14 protein-coding genes are annotated in these 16820 nt (G+C 70.8%); 11 read left to right on the top strand and 3 right to left on the bottom strand.

Annotated features, from left to right (window positions below; all coding sequences use genetic code 11):
- Nucleotides 1–240: 240 nt before the first annotated feature.
- The 5 genes from P5P86_RS14440 (at nt 241) to P5P86_RS14420 (ending at nt 8098) form a co-directional block, all read left to right on the top strand.
- The gene (locus P5P86_RS14440; RefSeq protein WP_280608146.1) at nt 241–897 is read left to right on the top strand and encodes a TetR/AcrR family transcriptional regulator; all 657 of its coding nucleotides are present in this window, start codon (nt 241–243) and stop codon (nt 895–897) included.
- 144 nt (nt 898–1041) lie between these two features.
- A complete protein-coding gene (gene leuS, locus P5P86_RS14435; RefSeq protein ID WP_280608145.1) occupies nt 1042–3486 on the top strand; it encodes a leucine--tRNA ligase in 2445 nt (814 codons plus the stop codon).
- A 273-nt stretch (nt 3487–3759) separates the two neighbouring features.
- Nucleotides 3760–4620, top strand: coding sequence for a DegV family protein (locus P5P86_RS14430; RefSeq protein WP_280608144.1), 861 nt, complete (start codon nt 3760–3762; stop codon nt 4618–4620).
- Between the two features lie 143 nt (nt 4621–4763).
- Nucleotides 4764–5810 (top strand): helix-hairpin-helix domain-containing protein, encoded by a 1047-nt coding sequence (locus P5P86_RS14425; RefSeq protein WP_280608143.1) that lies wholly within the window; start codon nt 4764–4766, stop codon nt 5808–5810.
- 5 nt (nt 5811–5815) lie between these two features.
- The gene (locus P5P86_RS14420) at nt 5816–8098 is read left to right on the top strand and encodes a ComEC/Rec2 family competence protein (protein WP_280608142.1); all 2283 of its coding nucleotides are present in this window, start codon (nt 5816–5818) and stop codon (nt 8096–8098) included.
- Nucleotides 8099–8102: 4 nt separating this feature from the next.
- Here the strand turns inward: P5P86_RS14420 and P5P86_RS14415 are convergent, their stop codons facing one another.
- Complete coding sequence (locus P5P86_RS14415) at nt 8103–9413, bottom strand: endonuclease/exonuclease/phosphatase family protein (RefSeq protein WP_280608141.1); 1311 nt, start codon at nt 9411–9413, stop codon at nt 8103–8105.
- A gap of 163 nt (nt 9414–9576) precedes the next feature.
- On the opposite strand from P5P86_RS14415, the gene holA reads away from it, so the two are divergent.
- On the top strand, nt 9577–10542 hold the full coding sequence (holA, locus tag P5P86_RS14410) for a DNA polymerase III subunit delta (RefSeq protein ID WP_280608140.1): 966 nt from the start codon (nt 9577–9579) through the stop codon (nt 10540–10542).
- 86 nt (nt 10543–10628) lie between these two features.
- Here holA and rpsT read toward each other — a convergent pair whose 3' ends face one another.
- Nucleotides 10629–10889 carry a 30S ribosomal protein S20 gene (rpsT, locus tag P5P86_RS14405; protein ID WP_280608139.1) on the bottom strand — a complete coding sequence of 87 codons (261 nt, stop codon included), beginning with the start codon at nt 10887–10889 and terminating at the stop codon, nt 10629–10631.
- Nucleotides 10890–11029: 140 nt separating this feature from the next.
- Entirely contained in the window at nt 11030–11962 is a 933-nt protein-coding gene (locus P5P86_RS14400; RefSeq protein WP_280608138.1) for a phosphotransferase, read from the bottom strand.
- A 25-nt stretch (nt 11963–11987) separates the two neighbouring features.
- On the opposite strand from P5P86_RS14400, the gene P5P86_RS14395 reads away from it, so the two are divergent.
- The 5 genes from P5P86_RS14395 to P5P86_RS14375 are packed head-to-tail and all read left to right on the top strand — an operon-like array spanning nt 11988 to nt 16756.
- The gene (locus tag P5P86_RS14395) at nt 11988–12971 is read left to right on the top strand and encodes a glycoside hydrolase family 25 domain-containing protein (protein WP_280608137.1); all 984 of its coding nucleotides are present in this window, start codon (nt 11988–11990) and stop codon (nt 12969–12971) included.
- A gap of 20 nt (nt 12972–12991) precedes the next feature.
- Entirely contained in the window at nt 12992–14860 is a 1869-nt protein-coding gene (gene lepA / locus P5P86_RS14390; protein WP_280608136.1) for a translation elongation factor 4, read from the top strand.
- Between the two features lie 10 nt (nt 14861–14870).
- Entirely contained in the window at nt 14871–15116 is a 246-nt protein-coding gene (locus P5P86_RS14385; protein WP_280608135.1) for a hypothetical protein, read from the top strand.
- Between the two features lie 40 nt (nt 15117–15156).
- Nucleotides 15157–16047, top strand: coding sequence for an aminoglycoside phosphotransferase family protein (locus P5P86_RS14380; RefSeq protein ID WP_280608134.1), 891 nt, complete (start codon nt 15157–15159; stop codon nt 16045–16047).
- Nucleotides 16048–16099: 52 nt separating this feature from the next.
- Nucleotides 16100–16756 carry an MOSC domain-containing protein gene (locus P5P86_RS14375; protein ID WP_280608133.1) on the top strand — a complete coding sequence of 219 codons (657 nt, stop codon included), beginning with the start codon at nt 16100–16102 and terminating at the stop codon, nt 16754–16756.
- The last annotated feature ends 64 nt before the right edge of the window (nt 16757–16820 follow it).

Raw genomic sequence — 16820 nt, 5'->3', positions numbered from 1 at the left:
CTTCACACGGAGTGCAAGCGGTTCCAAATCATTCGGTAAATGAATTTTCGGTGCTGTGTACGCCCTGTGTGACGAGCGCCGCTCGTATATCCGGATCATCCCTCCGCATGCGCGGTGACTTGACGTTCGTCAAAAAATTCCGGGGCCTCCCGACAGATTCTCCACTCGGGCCGATTCGGGTTCCTCAACCCGTCCCACCGGTTAGAGTGACGAGGTTGCTGCCAGCGAAAGGGGTGCACGATGAGCGCTGAGCTCGTGGAGGAATCGGTAGCCACCGCCACCGTCGTCCCGCGCCGCCGGCGAACGAAGGTCGACAAGCACCAGCAGCGTCGCGACCAGCTCGCCGAGTCCGCGCTGGTGACGCTGGGGGAGCTTGGCTACGCGCGCACCAGCCTGCGAGAGATAGCGGCCAACTCGCCGTTCAGTCACGGCGTCGTGCACTACTACTTCCGCGACAAGTTCGAGCTGATCGTCTACTGCGTGCGATTCCACAAGTCGACATGCGTGTTGCGTTACGACGACGTGATCGAGGCGGCGGATTCCGCGCAGGGGCTGATCGACGGGTTCGTCGCCAAGCTGCGTGAGACCCTCGTCGAGGACGCCCCGATGCACCGGCTCTGGTACGACCTGCGCACCGCCAGCATGTTCGAGGAGCCGCTGCGCGAGACGGTCGCGCTCATCGACGGCTGGCTCCAGGACATGGTGTGGCGCGTGGTCACCCGCTACGCGAGCCTGGCCGACAGGGGCATCGCGGTGCCGCCCGCGACGGCGTACGCGATCGTCGACGGCCTGTTCCAGCAGGCGCTGCTCGGCATGCACGACCACGCGTCCGAGGCGGTGGACCGGATCGAGGCCTCCATCCGCGACCTGCTCCCCACCCTGCTCCTGCCCGCCTGAGTGGAGTACCCTGAGCGGGTGCAGACGAGCGCCCTTCTTCTTGCCATGCCGCGTTGATCCCTGCGATCGCGCGGCAACCCCTCCCTGCGAGGGGTTTTTTCATGTCAGGGGCACTCGAGGTCGAGCGGTAGAGGAACGGGAACGATGACGCAGGAGCAGCAGGAGACCGCGGCGTACGACGCAGCGGCGCTGCAGGAGAAGTGGCGACCGGTCTGGGAGCGGCTGGAGCCGTTCAGGGCCGGGCTGCGCGAGAGCAGTCCCGGCGTTCCTGCTCCCAAGCGGTACGCCCTGACGATGTTCCCCTACCCCTCCGGCGACCTGCACATGGGTCACGCCGAGGTGATGGCGCTGCACGACGTGATCGCGCGCTACTGGTGGCACCAGGGCTACGACGTCCTCAACCCGATCGGCTGGGACTCCTTCGGCCTGCCGGCGGAGAACGCCGCGATCAAGCGCAACGAGCACCCGGCGCAGTTCACCTACGCGAACATCGAGACCCAGGCCGAGTCGTTCAAGCGCTACGGCGTCAGCTTCGACTGGTCCACCCGGCTGCACACCTCCGACCCGGAGTACTACCGCTGGACGCAGTGGCTGTTCCTGAAGTTCCGCGAGTGGGGATTGGCCTACCGCAAGAACTCCCCGGTCAACTGGTGCCCCAACGACCAGACGGTGCTCGCCAACGAGCAGGTCCTGGCCGACGGCACCTGCGAGCGTTGCGGGGCGGTGGTGACCAAGAAGGAGCTGACCCAGTGGTACTTCAAGATCACCGACTACGCCCAGCGGCTGCTCGACGGGATCGACCAGCTGGAGGGCAGCTGGCCCGAGCGGGTCGTCCACTCCCAGCGCAACTGGATCGGTCGCTCGGAGGGGGCGCACGTCGACTTCGTGCTGCAGCTGGCCGACGGCTCGCAGCGCACGGTCACGGTCTTCACGACGCGACCCGACACGCTCTCGGGCGCGACGTTCATGGTGATCGCGGCGGACGCCGCGCTGGCCTCCGAGGTGGTCGCGCCGAGCCGCGCCGGTGACCTGGAGAGCTACCTGGAGGAGGTCCGCAAGGCCTCCGACATCGACCGCCTGGCCACCGACCGGCCCAAGACCGGCGTGGACCTCGGCATCACCGCCACGAACCCGCTGACCGGGGAGCAGATCCCGGTCTGGGCCGCCGACTACGTGCTGGCCGACTACGGCACCGGCGCGATCATGGCCGTCCCGGCCCACGACGAGCGCGACCGCGAGTTCGCCGAGGTCTTCGGCCTGCCGATCGTGCCCGTCTACGACCCCGAGCAGCCGTACGACAAGGCCGGTCAGGTCGCCGCCGCGATCGAGAAGCTGGAGTCTGCCGGCACCGGCGAGCGGACGGTCAACTTCCGGCTGCGCGACTGGCTGCTCTCCCGCCAGCGGTTCTGGGGCGCTCCGATCCCCATCATCCACTGCGAGGCGTGCGGCGAGGTCGCGGTACCGGAGGACCAGCTGCCGGTGCGGCTGCCCGACGACGTGCGCGGCGAGGAGCTCAAGCCCAAGGGCAGCTCGCCGCTGGCGGCGATCGAGGACTGGGTCAACGTCGCGTGCCCGCAGTGCGGCGGCCCGGCCAAGCGCGACTCCGACACGATGGACACCTTCGTGGACTCCTCGTGGTACTACCTGCGCTACGTCTCGCCACACCTGGACACCGCTCCCTTCGACGTCGAGGCGATGCGCGCGTGGGGTCCGATCGACCAGTACGTCGGCGGCGTCGAGCACGCCGTGCTCCACCTGCTCTACAGCCGGTTCTTCACCAAGGTGCTGCACGACCACGGCTACCTGGACTTCGAGGAGCCGTTCAGCCGGCTGATGAGCCAGGGCGTGGTGATCAACCAGGGCAAGAAGATGTCGAAGTCGCTGGGCAACGGCGTCAACCTGGGCGAGCAGCTGGACGCGTACGGCGTCGACGCCGTACGGCTGACCCTGGTCTTCGCCAGCCCGCCGGAGGACAACATCGACTGGGCCGACGTCTCGCCGGCCGGCTCGCTGCGCTTCCTGCAGCGTGCCTGGCGGCTGGCGGGCGAGGTCACCTCGGAGCCGGGCGTCTCCTTCGCCGGGGGTGACGTGGCGCTGCGCCGCGTGACGCACAAGACGCTGCACGAGGTCGAGCACCTCATGGAGACCTACCGCTTCAACGTGGTCGTCGCGCGGACGATGGAGCTGGTCAACGCGACCCGCAAGGCGATCGACAACGAGCAGGTCGGCCCGGCCGACCCGGCCGTGCGGGAGGCAACCGAGGCCGTCGCGATCCTGCTCTCGCTGGTCGCGCCCTACACGGCCGAGGAGATGTGGGAGCGGCTGGGCCGCAATCCCGACCAGACCGGCACCGTGGCCCGCGCCGGCTGGCCCGTCGTGGACGAGGCCCTGCTGGTGGAGGACACCGTCACCGCGGTCGTCCAGGTCGCCGGGAAGGTGCGCGCCCGGCTCGAGGTGTCGCCGGCCGTCAGCGAGGCCGACCTGGAGGCGGCGGCGCTGGCCGACCCGACGATCGCCGCCCTGCTGGACGGTGCGACGCCGCGCAAGGTGATCCTGCGCGCGCCGAAGCTGGTCAACATCGTCCCCTGAACCGTCGAGACGTCACCTTTCGCGGGTCGAGAGGTCAGTTCTCGGGCCACGAGTGGTCGTGGTCGGTGCCTCCGGCACCGCCCGAACCGGTCAGAGACTGAGCCAGCAGATAGCGGTCAGCAGCGCCACCAGGACAAGCACCAGGATGATCCCGTGCAGCTCGGCGGGGTCGCTGTTCGGCTCGCGTTCGTTGATCTCGATCGTCATGGTGAGCTCAAGTACCCCGTTCCACGGGAGTCTGTCGCTCCTCCACCCAACGGATAGGGTTTCGCCATGCCCTCGGCGCCGAAGGTCGCGGTCGTCACCGACTCGACCGCCCTCTATCCCTCGGGTGAGGCGCCGGACGGCGTGAGCGTCGTTCCCCTCGAGGTGATCATCGACGGGGAGAGCTTCCCCGAGGGCGACGAGCGGGCCTCCCCGGACGCGGTCGTCGCCGCCTTCGCCGCGAAGAGGAACGTGACCACCTCGCGGCCCGCGCCCGCCACGATGCGCGAGACCTACGCCCGGCTCGCCGCCGAGGGGTACGCCGAGATCCTCTCGATCCATCTCTCGGCCGACATGAGCGGCACCTTCGAATCGGCCCAGCTGGCCGCCCGTGAGTCAGCGATCCCGGTCGTCGCCCTCGACACCCGCGCCGTCGGCCCGGGAGTCGGCTTCGCCGCGTCGGCAGCCGTCGCCGCCGTACGGCGGGGTGCGTCGGCGACGGAGGCGGCGCTGGTCGCCAAGGCTCGTGCCGAGGCGACCCGGTCGCTCATCTACGTCGACTCGCTGGAGCCCATGCGCCGCGGCGGCCGGATCGGGACGGCGGCGGCCCTGCTCGGCTCGGCCCTGGCCGTCAAGCCGTTGCTGACCCTCGACGACGGGCGGATCAAGGTCTTGGAGAAGGTCCGCACCGCCCAGCGCGCGCTCGCTCGGATGGAGGAGCTCGCGCTGGAGGCCGCGGGGGACGGGCCGGTCGAGGTGGCCGTCGCGCACCTGGCGGCTGCCGAGCGCGCCGAGCGCCTCGCCGACTCCTTGTCGACCCGTCTCGGTGACCGGCTGCGGTCGCCGGTGCGGTGCGGCCAGGTAGGGGCAGGGCTCGGAGCGCACGTGGGGCCGGGGATGGTGGCCGTCGTGGTGACACCGGCGCTCTGAGCATCGTCCTACCGGCCGCACGAGGTCCTGCAACAGGCGCCGTCCTGGATGCTTTCCGTCCACAGGCGGTCGCTTTCGCGGCGTTGTCCCCAGTCGGGTCGGCAGGCCGCGCGGGGAGGCGGGAGAGTTCCTAGCGTCGAGCCATGCGCACACGACCCGACGCCCACCAGGAGGCGCTGGCCCGTCGGCTCGCCCTGCTGCGTGCCGATCCCAGCCCCGATCCCAGCCCCGATCCCAGCCCCGATCCCAGCCCCGATCCCAGCCCTGAGCCGGCCCCTGACGCTGCCGACGACGTGACGCAGGAGTGGTGGGGTGCCCACACCAGCGTCGCGATCCGGGCCGGCGAGAGCGGCGAGGCCGAGTGGGAACCGCCGCCGGTGCCGGCGCCCGGCCCGGTGACGGTGCCGTTCCCGGGCCGGCACGCGTCACGGCGATCCACCGCGATCGCTCCGCGACTGCCGGAGGTGCTCCAGGGCCGGGCACGACTCGGGACGGCGCAGCTCGCCGTCGTCGTCCTTGCTCTGGTCGTCGCCCTGGTGGCGACCTGCTGGTGGCTCGCCCGCGGTCGGGCGACCACGGTGGTGGCGACGCCGGCCGCCGCTTCGCCCCTGGTGACGCCACTGGGTTCGGCGTCGGCTGCCTCGGTGCCGACCGCCCCAACGGCGACCGCCCCCTTCGCCACCACGTCGGCGGCCACCACCTCGGCGGCCACCGCCCCGACGTCGCCGGCGGCGATGGTCACCGTGGACGTCGAGGGCAAGGTCGCGCACGCCGGCATCGTCGTCGTGCCCGCCGGCTCCCGGGTGACCGATGCCTTGCGGGCGGCCGGGGGAGTGCCACGCCACCGCGTCCTCGACGGGCTCAACCTCGCGGCCGTTCTCACCGACGGCCAGCAGATCGTCGTCGGTGCGGGTGGCGGAGTCTCCGGGGGCGCCGCGGTGGCCGGGGCCGGCGCCCAGGCGCCCGCGGGGGCGCCTGTCGGGACACCGACAACGCCCGCGTCGGTCGATCTCAACACCGCGACCGCCGAGCAGCTCGACACGCTCCCGGGCGTCGGACCGGTCACCGCTCAATCGATCCTGGAGTGGCGCGAGCAGAACGGCGGGTTCACCTCGGTGCAGGAGCTGCTCGAGGTCGACGGCATCGGTCCTGCCACGCTGGCCAAGCTGACGCCGTTCGTGACGGTGTGACGGGCGTGCGCGACCTCCGGCTGCCGTTGCTCGGTGCCTGTGCCTGGGTCGGCGGCCTGGCGGTCGAGGCCCACCTTCCGATCCCGCCCTGGGTGCTGATACTGCCGGTCGCCGTCGGTGCCACGATCACGGCAGCGTGCCGCCCGCGACTGCGGGCCACTGTCGTCGCGGCGCTGGCGGTGCTCCTGACCGTCGTGGCGGTGGCCGGCCTGCGGACGGCTCAGATGCGGCACGATCCCGTCGCGCAGCTGGCCCGGCGGGGTGCGGTGGCCGACGTGGTCGGCGTGGTCACCAGCGATGCGCGCACCGTGGTGGAGGCGCATGGCACCCAGCAGCTCCTCCGTGTCCAGATCCGGCGGGTCACGGGCCGCGGCCAGGCCTACGCGGTCAGGGCGCCGGTCATCCTGCTCGGTGACGATGCGTGGGCGGGTGTTCGCCTCGGTACGTCGATCACCACCTCCGGGCGGCTCGTCGCGGCGGACGATTCCGATGTGGCGGCGCTGCTGCTGGCCCAGACCGAGCCGCAGGTGGTCGCTCCACCCAGCGCGTGGTGGAGCGCGTCCTCGCGCCTCAGAGCACAGATCCGAGCCTCGGTCGCCGGAAGGCCCGCAGCGGAGCGGGCGATCGTGCCCGCCCTCGTGGACGGGGACGAGAGCGACGTCGACGACGCGTTGGCGGACTCCTTCCGGGCGACCGGGCTGACCCACCTGCTCGCCGTCTCCGGGACCAACCTGACCCTGGTCGTCGGCTTCCTGCTGCTGGTCGCGCGGTGGGCCGGGGTCAGAGGGCGTTGGCTCACCGTCGTGGCGGCATCCGGGATCGGCGGCTTCGTGCTGCTCGCGCGATCGGAGCCGAGCGTGCTGCGCGCCGCGGCGATGGGCGCCGTCGGGCTGCTGGCCATGGGACACAACGGCCGTTCCCGAGCGCTGCGCGGTCTCGGTGCCGCCGTGGTCGGTCTGATGCTGCTCGATCCCGTGCTGGCGGTCTCGCCCGGCTTCGCGCTCTCGGTGCTGGCGACGGCCGGGATCCTGCTGCTCGCGCCGGCATGGCGCGACGCGCTGGGTCGGTGGCTCCCGCGGTGGTTGGCCGAGGCCATCGCCGTACCCGCCGCGGCACAGCTGGCGTGCACACCGCTGATCGCCGTCATCTCCGGTCAGGTCAGTGTCGTCGCGGTGCCGGCCAACCTCCTCGCCGAGCCGGCGGTCGGCCCGGCGACGGTGCTCGGCCTGCTCGGTGGGCTGGTCGGGCTGGTCTGGCCCGGGCTCGGGCGCTGCTTCGGTTGGCTCGCCTCGTGGTGCGTGGCCTGGATCGTCGCGGTGGCCCGGCACGCCGCCGCGTTGCCCACCGCGGCGCTCGACTGGGGCACCGGTGTCATCGCGCTGACGGTGCTCACGGTGCTCACCGTGGCGGCGGGTCTGTGCGCGCCCCGGTTGCTGCGACATCGTGGGGTGGGTGCGGCGTGCTGTCTGAGCGTGGTGGTGGCGTCGGTGGTGCGCTGGCCGACCCCTGGCTGGCCCCCGGCCGACTGGGTATACGTCGTGTGCGACGTGGGTCAGGGCGACGGCACCGTCCTCCGGGTCGGCCCGCACACGGCCGTCGTGGTCGACGCCGGACCCGACCCGGGCCCGATGGATGCCTGCCTCGACCGACTCCAGGTGCGCCGGGTGGCGCTGTTCGTGCTCACCCACTTCCATGCCGACCATGTGGACGGGGTCGGCGCCGTCTTCGACGGTCGGCAGGTGGACAGGGTGTGGACGACCCGGTTGCAGGACCCGCCCGACGGCGTGGCGCTGCTGCAGCACACGGCGCGGTCAGCCGGGGTGGCGCCGGTGCCCGCGCCGTACGGCGCCAGTGTGCGGATCGGTGAGGTGACGCTCCAGGTGCTGTGGCCGCTGCCCGATTCGCCGACCGAGGGGCCCGGCGACGGGTCTACGGCCAACGGGGCGAGTGTGGTGCTGCTGGCGCTGACCCACGGCATCCGGATCCTGCTCACCGGCGACGTCGAACCCGACGGCCAGGAGGAGATCGCCCGGACGGTTCCCGGCCTGGCTGTCGACGTGCTGAAGATTCCGCACCATGGCTCGCGCTACCAGGACGAGGGCTGGCTGCTCGGGCTTCGGCCGAGGCTGGCGATCGCGTCGGTCGGGGCCGACAACGACTACGGCCATCCGGCGGCCTCCACGCTCGGTCCGCTGACTGCTGCCGGTATCCCGGTGCTGCGCACCGACCGCGACGGCACGGTGGCCGTCACGGTCGGTGCGAACGGGTTGGGCTATGCGACCCGCTGAGCTGTCACAGCGGCAGCTGGGCGACCTGCATGAAGTGGTCCGAGGCGACGTGGGCTGCGCTGTTGTAGAAGAGGTTGCGGTACCAGAAGGAGCCCTTCGGGGCGCCGTAGCTGAGGATCACGTCGCGACGGTGCGGGCTGGGCTTGACCGGGAAGTCGAAGTCGTTCGTGGTCGGGTAGGCCTGGTTGGTGATCGATGTCGTCGCGAAGGCGTCGTAGAAGCCGGCTCCGATGAACGTGCGGTGCACCAGGCCCTTGGGCTTGCTGTAGATGGTCGAGTTGCTGTCGCCCGCGAGGTAGACCGGCGAGCCGTCGCTGGCGTGGAGCGCCCCGACACGGGCGATGATCTGCCTCGCCTCCTGCACCCGGGTGTTCTCTCCCGCTGCGGAGGTGTTGCTGAACAGGTGCATCGACACGTCCCAGAACGTCCGACCGCTGCTGCGCTCGGTGAACTTCGCCCACTCGATGAAGCGACTGCCCGTGAGCTGGGCGTGGCCCTCGCTGGAGACCGTGTAGAGGTTGCTGTTGTAGAGGATCCGGGTGCCCTGGCTGCCGCTGCCCGCGAAGAAGGAGCGATAGTTGGGGTTGGCCGGCGTCATCCCGGTGCCCTGCGCGATGTCCTGGAGCTGGGACAGGTAGGAGTAACCCTGCGCATCCTTCTTCATCCCGCTGGCCTCCTGCAGGTTGACGATCCCCGCGCCGGAGCTCTTGATCGTGTTGATCACGTTCTGCTTGCGGTTGGCCCAGGTGTGCGGACCGGACTTGTCGAGGTCCGCGTCGCGGACGTTGAACGTCCCGATCGTCACCCGGGCGCTGCCGGTCGGGTGCGCCGTCACGGGCGCCTGGATCCAGTGCGTCGCGCTGCCGTGCTTCTTGCCGTGCTTGGGCACGGTGTAGACCTTGACGAAGGTGTAGTCACCCGAGGCCGGGGTCACCGACGGCGCGGGCGACACGACGATCGAGCGCTTCTTGCGCTTGGCGGTGTAGGTCGTCACGTCGGTCTGGGTGGTGCGTGAGGTGGAGGTGACGATCTTCCACTTCTTGAGGCGCTTGCTGCGCGACTTCTTCCACTTCCACTTCACCAGGATGTGTCCATCGGCGGTGTTGCTCAGACTGACCTTGTAGAGACCGTGGCCGTTGAGCGTGTCCGGATCCTGTCCGGGCGCGTCGACCGCGCGGTGAGCGACAGTCACCGCGCTGGGCGCAGCGGTCGGGGAGGTGCCGGCGGAACGGGCGTCGGCGGCGCCGGCGGCGAGCATCGGTCCCGCGAGCAGAGCCGCCGTGGCGGCGGCAAGGCAGCGATATGTCACGTGCATGGAGTTCTCCGTAGATGGTGGGGGGACACCGTCAGGGGCCTGTATCCGGCCTAGACCTTAACGATTCGGGTCGATCGAGGTGACGTGAACGGCGGGGATGGGTCCGCACGGACCGTGCCCAGGCGCCTGATCGGTCGGTGCCGTGTGGCAGGCTGGCCGCACCATGGCACCTCCTTCCGCACCCGCCTCGCCCCGGGCCGCCGACGTGCTCGGCCGGGTCACCCTGGTGACGGGCAAGGAGGAGTTCCTCAGCGAGCGCACCGTCCAGGCGGTGCGCGCCGCTGTGCGCGCGCACGACGACCAGGCCGAGTTCTCCGAGGCGGTCGCCGCCGACCTGACGCTGGCGACCCTCGGCGAGCTCAGCGCCCCGAGCCTGTTCTCCAGCGTGCGGTGCGTGGTGGTGCGGGCCTTCGAGCAACTCCCGGACGAGTCCGTCGCCGGGTTGGTCGACTACGCCTCCCGGCCCGCCGAGGAGGTCGCCCTGGTGCTGGTGCACGGCGGCGGCCCGCGGGGGAGCGGCACCCTCGCCAAGCTGCGCAAGCTGGCCACGGTGACCGAGGTGAAGTCCGAGGCGGTCAAGTCGTGGGACCTGCCCGCGTTCGTGGTCGGTGAGGGTCGGGCGCGAGGTGCGCGCGTCGACACCGAGGCCGCCGCCGCGCTGGTGCAGGCGGTCGGTGAGGACCTGCGGATGCTGGCCTCGGCGGTCCAACAGCTGGTCAGCGACTTCCCGGGTGCCCGGATCGGGACGGCGGAGGTCGCTCAATACTTCGGCGGCCGCGCGGAGGTGAAGAACTTCGAGATAGCCGACGCACTGCTCGCGGGTCAGCGGCTGCAGGCGATGGAGGGCGTCCGCTGGGCCATCGAGTCCGGCACCAGCCCTGTCTACCTGCTCAGCAGCGTCGCCGGACAGCTGCGCACGCTGGCCAACTACGTCGGCGGGAATCGCAAGGACATCAATCCCTACCAGCTGAAGAAGCTGCCGGCCGTCGCTCGCGGGTGGGACGACGCCTCGCTCGCCGCTGCGATCCGGGCCGTCGCACGCGCGGACGCCGACCTCAAGGGTGCCGCCAGCGACCCGGAGTACACCCTGGAGCGGCTCGTCCTGACCATCACCGGCCTGCGCCGCTGACGGCGTCACCGACGCTCGTCGCCCGGAAAGCCAGCAGGCCCCGCGCTGGTGCGCGGGGCCTGCTGGGCGGTGCTTGTGGTGCGACCTCAGAGCGAGGCGGCCTGCTTGGAGACGGCCGACTTGCGGTTGGCGGCCTGGTTCTTGTGGATGACGCCCTTCGAGGCGGCCTTGTCCAGGAGACGGTTCGCGTCCTGGCCGAGCTTGGCCGCGGTCTCCTTGTCCCCGGCCCGAGCGGCCTCGCGGAACTTGCGGATAGCGGTCTTCAGCTCGCTCTTGACGGCCTTGTTGCGGGCCTGGGCCTTCAGGGCCTGCTTGTTGCGCTTGATCTGCGACTTGATGTTCGCCATGTGCTTCTTTCAGTCCTTGGGTTCGGTCAGTCAGGTCTTCGGTGCGATCCGCCCGGCCCCTCGGGGAAATCAGAGGGGAGAGGCCCAACTGCGAACACGCGACCACCGAGGTTACCAGCGGCGCTGCTGACGCCTCAAATTCACCAGCCCCGCCGCTCGGCGAGCCAGCGGAAGAGCACGTCTCGCTGCCAACCGGCGATCGTCCGCAGGTACGGCGAGTTGCTCACCCGGGGGAGGTCCGCCGAGGCGGTGAAGTAGCCGAGCAGATGCGCGAGCGCCACGTCCACGTCCTCGGAGGCCACTGTCGAGAGCAGCGGGTGCTCGGCGAGGTGACCTTTCACGTCGAGCCCGTCGCCGCGCGGTCCGATGAGCAGGATCAGCGAGTCGAGCCACGCTGCGCCTCGCACCGGCCAGTTCCAGTCGCACAGCCACACCTCGCCCCCGTCGCCGAGCAGCAGGTTGTCGTCGCGCACGTCGCAGTGCACCAGCGTCTCGCCGGCGCTCACCTCGCCGATCCGCGCCGCCAGCGCCGCGCACTCGTGGGCGTGGGGCAGGCCGGCCAACCGGGTCGTCCACAGCTCGGCCCAGGAGCCGAGTTCCTCGGCATAGGTCGGTACGCCGAGGCCCGGCGCCGGGGTGAGCGCGCCGGCGGCGTCGACCAGCATCCGGGAGCACGCAGCCAGGTCATCGGGCGTCCAGGGCCGCAGCGGGGCCCTGCCCTCGACGTACTCGATGCCGAGCACGACCCAGTCATCGGCCTCGTGCACCCAGCGCAGCCGCGGCGCCGGCACCGTCGGCGGCAGCGTCCGCAACCGGCGGGCCTCGATCCGATAGGCGTCGGCGGCCACCTTCTGCGCCTTGGTGGAGGCCGCCTTGAGGAAGTGCCGCGAGCCGTCCGCGCAGGTCACCACCGAGGCCAGCCCGGGGGTGAAGCCCGCGTCGCAGGAGACCGCCTCGACGACGGGTGAGCCGAGCCGTCGCTCCACAGCGGAGCGGATCGCCGGTGGCAGGTGCACCCAGCCGAGGCGACGGGCGGTACGGCCGACGGGGAAGTCGACAGGGATCGCGCTCACCCGCACATCCTGACAGGATCGCCGGGTGCGTGGACGGCTCGGGATGCTGATGGCCCTCGTCGCGGTCGGGCTCGCCCTCGCGCTGTCCGCGTGCGGGGGTACGGCGGCGCCCGCGGCCGACCCCGCCGTCACGACGGCGGCCGCGCCGCCGGCATCGGCGGCCGTCGTGCCGAGCCCCGCTCCGTCCTTGAGCCCGGTGCCGCCCGCGGTCCTGGCCACCTCGGCGGCGCCGTCGATCTCCGTCCCGTCGCTCTCGATCCCCCCGCTGCCGACCTTCACCGCCCGCGGGCCCGTGGTCGGTGGTGACGCGAGCTGGCCGCAGTGCCCGAAGGGGATGGGCATCGCGCAGAAGCGCTCGCAGGGGGCGCCGATGCCCCTGGCCTCGGCCCGGTTCGTGATCCTGGGGCTGACCAACGGCCCGGGCTTCGTCGCCAACCCCTGCCTCGGCTCGCAGCTGGCCTGGGCGAGGGAGCGGCACCTGCTGGTCTCGGCGTACTCGGTGATCAGCGGCCCCTACGGCGACGCGCTCCAGCGCTACGGGAGCACCGGTCCCTACGACGAGCGGACGGCGGCCGGGCGGCTGGCCAACCTCGGGTACCAGGAGGCGCTGTTCAACATCGCGACGCTGCGCGGCGCCGGACTCCAGACCCCGTTCGTGTGGCTCGACGTCGAGCCGGTCACGGGCTTCGAGTGGTCGCAGGACACCGCCGCCAACGCCGCCGTGGTCAAGGGTGCGGCGCGCGGCTACACCGACCAGGGGTACGGCGTGGGCGTCTACTCGATCGGCTCGCTGTGGCAGCGCGTGGTCGGCGACCTGCGGCTCGGGCTCCCCGAGTGGCGACCCGCCGGCAGCCGGGGCCGCGCCGAGGCGCTGCGCCGCTGCCAGGGCGACTGGATGTTCCAGGGTGGCGCAGCGGCGCTGGCGCAGTGGGTGGAGCAAGGTCGCGACCGTGACATCACCTGTCCCGGGCAGTCGGCGTACCTGTCCCTTTGGTTCCATCAGTACTGACAGGGGACAATGGCCACACCATGACCGCACCTGTGCCCGGATCCACTGATCCAGCGATCATCCGCAACTTCTGCATCATCGCCCACATCGACCACGGCAAGTCCACCCTGGCCGACCGGATGCTGCAGCTGACGGGCGTCGTCGGCGAGCGCGAGGCGAAGGCGCAGTACCTCGACCGGATGGACATCGAGCGTGAGCGTGGGATCACGATCAAGTCCCAGGCCGTGCGGATGCCGTGGACGGTCACCCCGGAAGCGGCGGCCGAGCTGGACATCGAGGCCGGCACCTACGTGCTCAACATGATCGACACGCCGGGGCACGTCGACTTCACCTACGAGGTCTCGCGCTCGTTGCAGGCCTGTGAGGCAGCCATCCTGCTGGTCGACGCCGCGCAGGGCATCGAGGCGCAGACGCTGGCCAACCTCTACCTGGCCATGGGTGCCGACCTGCACATCATCCCGGTGCTGAACAAGATCGACCTGCCCAGCGCGAACGTGGAGAAGTACGCCGAGGAGCTGGCCAACCTGGTCGGCTGCGATCCCGCGGACGTGCTGCTGACCAGTGCCAAGACCGGCCTGGGCGTCGAGGCGCTGCTCAACGAGATCGTCAAGCAGGTCCCGGCTCCGGTCGGCGACCCCGACGCGCCGGCGCGGGCGCTGATCTTCGACTCGGTCTACGACACCTACCGCGGCGTGGTCACCTACGTCCGGGTCTTCGACGGCAAGCTGACCCACCGCGACCGGATCAAGATGATGTCGAGCGGTGCCACCCACGAGATGCTCGAGCTCGGCGTGATCAGTCCGGAGCCGCTCAAGGCAGCCGACCTCGGCGTCGGCGAGACCGGCTATCTGATCACCGGCGTGAAGGACGTGCGCCAGTCCCGGGTGGGTGACACCGTCACCAGCCAGCACAACAGTGCGACCGAGGCGCTCGGCGGCTACGAGCACCCCAACCCGATGGTCTTCGCCGGTCTCTACCCGATCGACGGCGACGACTACCCGACGCTGCGCGACGCGCTGGAGAAGCTCCAGCTCAACGACGCGGCGTTGACCTTCGAGCCGGAGACCTCGGGAGCACTCGGCTTCGGCTTCCGGATCGGCTTCCTCGGCCTGCTGCACATGGAGATCACCCGGGAGCGGCTCGAGCGCGAGTTCAACCTCGACCTCATCTCCACGGCGCCCAACGTCGTCTACCACGTGACGATGGAGGACGGCACCGAGATCGAGGTCACCAATCCCTCGGAGTATCCCGACGGCAAGGTCCAGGAGGTGCGTGAGCCGGTCGTCAAGGCGACCATCCTGAGCCCGAGCGACTACATCGGCACGATCATGGAGCTGTGCCAGAACAAGCGCGGCACCCTGCTCGGGATGGACTACCTGTCCGAGGACCGCGTCGAGATGCGCTACACCCTGCCGATGGGTGAGATCGCCTTCGACTTCTTCGACCAGCTGAAGTCGAAGACGAAGGGCTACGCCTCGCTCAACTACGAGTTCGCCGGCGACCAGGCCGCCGACCTGGTCAAGGTCGACATCCTGCTGCAGGGCGAGCCGGTGGATGCGTTCAGCGCGATCGTGCACCGCGACGCGGCGTACGGCTACGGCGTCATGCTCGCCGGCAAGCTGCGCGAGCTGATCCCGCGCCAGCAGTTCGAGGTGCCGATCCAGGCCGCCATCGGAGCCCGGGTCATCGCCCGCGAGACCATCCGCGCCATCCGCAAGGACGTCCTGGCGAAGTGCTACGGCGGCGACATCAGCCGCAAGCGCAAGCTGCTGGAGAAGCAGAAGGAGGGCAAGAAGCGGATGAAGATGGTCGGCCGCGTCGAGGTTCCGCAGGAGGCCTTCGTCGCCGCCCTCTCGACCACACAGCCCGCCGAGAAGTCCAAGAAGTAGGGTCGTCACCATGTCACGCAGTGCTGATATCTCCACCGTCACCCGGCGCTCGGCGATCCTCGGCGCCTGCGCCGTCGCGACGCTGGTCCTGCTGATCTCCGGTCACATCGGCTGGGGCATCCTCAGCGCTGTCGCCACCGTCGGCGGCGGCGTCGTCTCCGCAGGCTCGCTGGGCGAGCTGCGCTCCGGCCGTGCCCGGGCGGCGGTGGCGGTCCCGGCGGTCGTCGCACTGATCGCGCTGGTCGCCGCGTTCTGAGCGCGGCGCCGCACACTGTCACGGTGACAGTCCGGTGTCGATGATCCCGCCCGCACTGCGGGAGTACGCCGCCCGCGGGCCGGACTGGGCCGCCTGGCTCGACCGGCTCCCACGGCTGCTGACCGAGCTGCTCGAGGAGTGGTCGCTGCAGCCGGACGGCGAGGCGACGCACGGCAATGCCGCGCTGGTGCTGCCGGTCCGCACCGATGCCGGCCGGCGGGCGGTGCTGAAGGTCGGGTGGCCGCACCCCGAGGCCGAGCACGAGGCCCTGGCGCTGCAGCACTGGCACGGGCGCGGCGCCGTACTGCTGCTGCGCGCCGACCCGCACCGCTGGGCGCTGCTGCTGGAGCGGCTCCGCTCCGAGGACCTCGGCGAGCACTGGGACCTGCAGGCCTGCGAGATCGTCGGCGGGCTCTACGCCAGGCTGCACGTGCCCGCGCCGGCCCAGCTGCGGCGGCTCTCCGAACATGCGTCGCGCTGGGTGGAGGAGCTTGCCGCGATCGACCGCGCCGCGCCGATCCCGCGCCGGATGATCGAGCACGCCCGGGCGCTCGCGCGCGACTTCGCCGCGGACGAGGCGACCGACGGCCGGCTGATCCACACCGACCTGCACTACGCGAACGTCCTGGCTCCCCGGGAGGAGCGCGGCGAGAAGTGGTTGGCGATCGACCCCAAGCCGCTCTCGGGGGACCCGCACTACGAGGTCGCACCGATGCTGTGGAACCGCTGGGAGGAGCTCGAGGGCCGCGTCCGTGACGGCGTCCGGGACAGGTTCTTCGCGCTGGTCGACGCGGCCGGGCTGGACGAGGATCGCGCTCGGGACTGGGTGATCGTGCGGATGCTGGTGAACCTGAAGGACGAGGTGGCCGTCCCCGTGCCGGACCGGTCGGCGATCACTCGATGGATCACGCTGGCGAAGGCTGTGCAGTAGCCCGATCGCGCAGAGAGTGAATCCGTAACATCGGGATGGGAGGATGCCGGCCATGGCATCGGTGCTCTCCGTCAACGTCGGCCGGCCGCAGGACGCGGCCTGGGCCGGACTGGGCTACACCTCGATGGACAAGCGCGGGGTCGACGGCCCTGTCCGGGTGCATCGCAACGGCCTGGTCGGTGACGTGGTCTCGGACACCAAGCACCACGGCGGTCCCGACCAGGCGGTCTACGTCTTCGCCCGCGAGGACCTCGACCTCTGGGGTGAGCGGCTCGGTGCGAGGTTGCGCAACGGTCACTTCTCCGAGAACCTCACCACCGAGGGCATCGATGTCAACGGCGCGGAGGTGGGCGAGCGCTGGCGGATCGGTACGGCGGAGGTCGAGGTGTGTCACGTGCGCACGCCGTGCAACGACTTCAAGAACTGGATGGGCGTCACCGGGCACGACAACAAGGCCTGGGTGAAGCGCTTCGCTCTCGAAGCGCGGCCCGGACCCTACCTGCGCGTGCTCCAGGAGGGGGTGGTGCGGGCCGGGGACGAGATCGAGGTGGTGCACCGGCCCGGTCACGGGCTGACCGTCTCCACGCTCTTCAGGGCGCTCAACCTCGACCACTCGCTGCGACCCCTGTTCGACGTCCCGGAGATCCTGGCGGCGCTCGGCGCGGAGGGTCGTGCGAAGATCGAGGAGTACGTCGCCGCGACGGTTTGAGGCGCGAGCCGCTGGCGCTGCGATTGCTGGGGATCCCCACTTGATCCGTTCGAACAAATGTTCG

Origin of the sequence: Nocardioides sp. BP30, from assembly GCF_029873215.1 — a bacterium.
Taxonomy (GTDB): domain Bacteria; phylum Actinomycetota; class Actinomycetes; order Propionibacteriales; family Nocardioidaceae; genus Nocardioides.
The sequence above is the reverse complement of the archived record's forward strand: the minus strand, read 5'-3'. Positions and strand labels throughout refer to the sequence as shown.

What these genes read in the sequence shown, in the direction of transcription:
- P5P86_RS14430 (WP_280608144.1), top strand. Translation starts at nt 3,760, where the DNA reads ATGCCCTCGGCGCCGAAGGTCGCGGTCGTCACCGACTCGACCGCCCTC.
- holA (WP_280608140.1), top strand. Translation starts at nt 9,577, where the DNA reads ATGGCACCTCCTTCCGCACCCGCCTCGCCCCGGGCCGCCGACGTGCTC.
- P5P86_RS14380 (WP_280608134.1), top strand. Translation starts at nt 15,157, where the DNA reads ATGATCCCGCCCGCACTGCGGGAGTACGCCGCCCGCGGGCCGGACTGG.
- rpsT (WP_280608139.1), bottom strand. Translation starts at nt 10,889, where the DNA reads ATGGCGAACATCAAGTCGCAGATCAAGCGCAACAAGCAGGCCCTGAAG.
- P5P86_RS14440 (WP_280608146.1), top strand. Translation starts at nt 241, where the DNA reads ATGAGCGCTGAGCTCGTGGAGGAATCGGTAGCCACCGCCACCGTCGTC.
- P5P86_RS14415 (WP_280608141.1), bottom strand. Translation starts at nt 9,413, where the DNA reads ATGCACGTGACATATCGCTGCCTTGCCGCCGCCACGGCGGCTCTGCTC.
- P5P86_RS14375 (WP_280608133.1), top strand. Translation starts at nt 16,100, where the DNA reads ATGGCATCGGTGCTCTCCGTCAACGTCGGCCGGCCGCAGGACGCGGCC.
- P5P86_RS14385 (WP_280608135.1), top strand. Translation starts at nt 14,871, where the DNA reads ATGTCACGCAGTGCTGATATCTCCACCGTCACCCGGCGCTCGGCGATC.
- leuS (WP_280608145.1), top strand. Translation starts at nt 1,042, where the DNA reads ATGACGCAGGAGCAGCAGGAGACCGCGGCGTACGACGCAGCGGCGCTG.
- lepA (WP_280608136.1), top strand. Translation starts at nt 12,992, where the DNA reads ATGACCGCACCTGTGCCCGGATCCACTGATCCAGCGATCATCCGCAAC.
- P5P86_RS14425 (WP_280608143.1), top strand. Translation starts at nt 4,764, where the DNA reads ATGCGCACACGACCCGACGCCCACCAGGAGGCGCTGGCCCGTCGGCTC.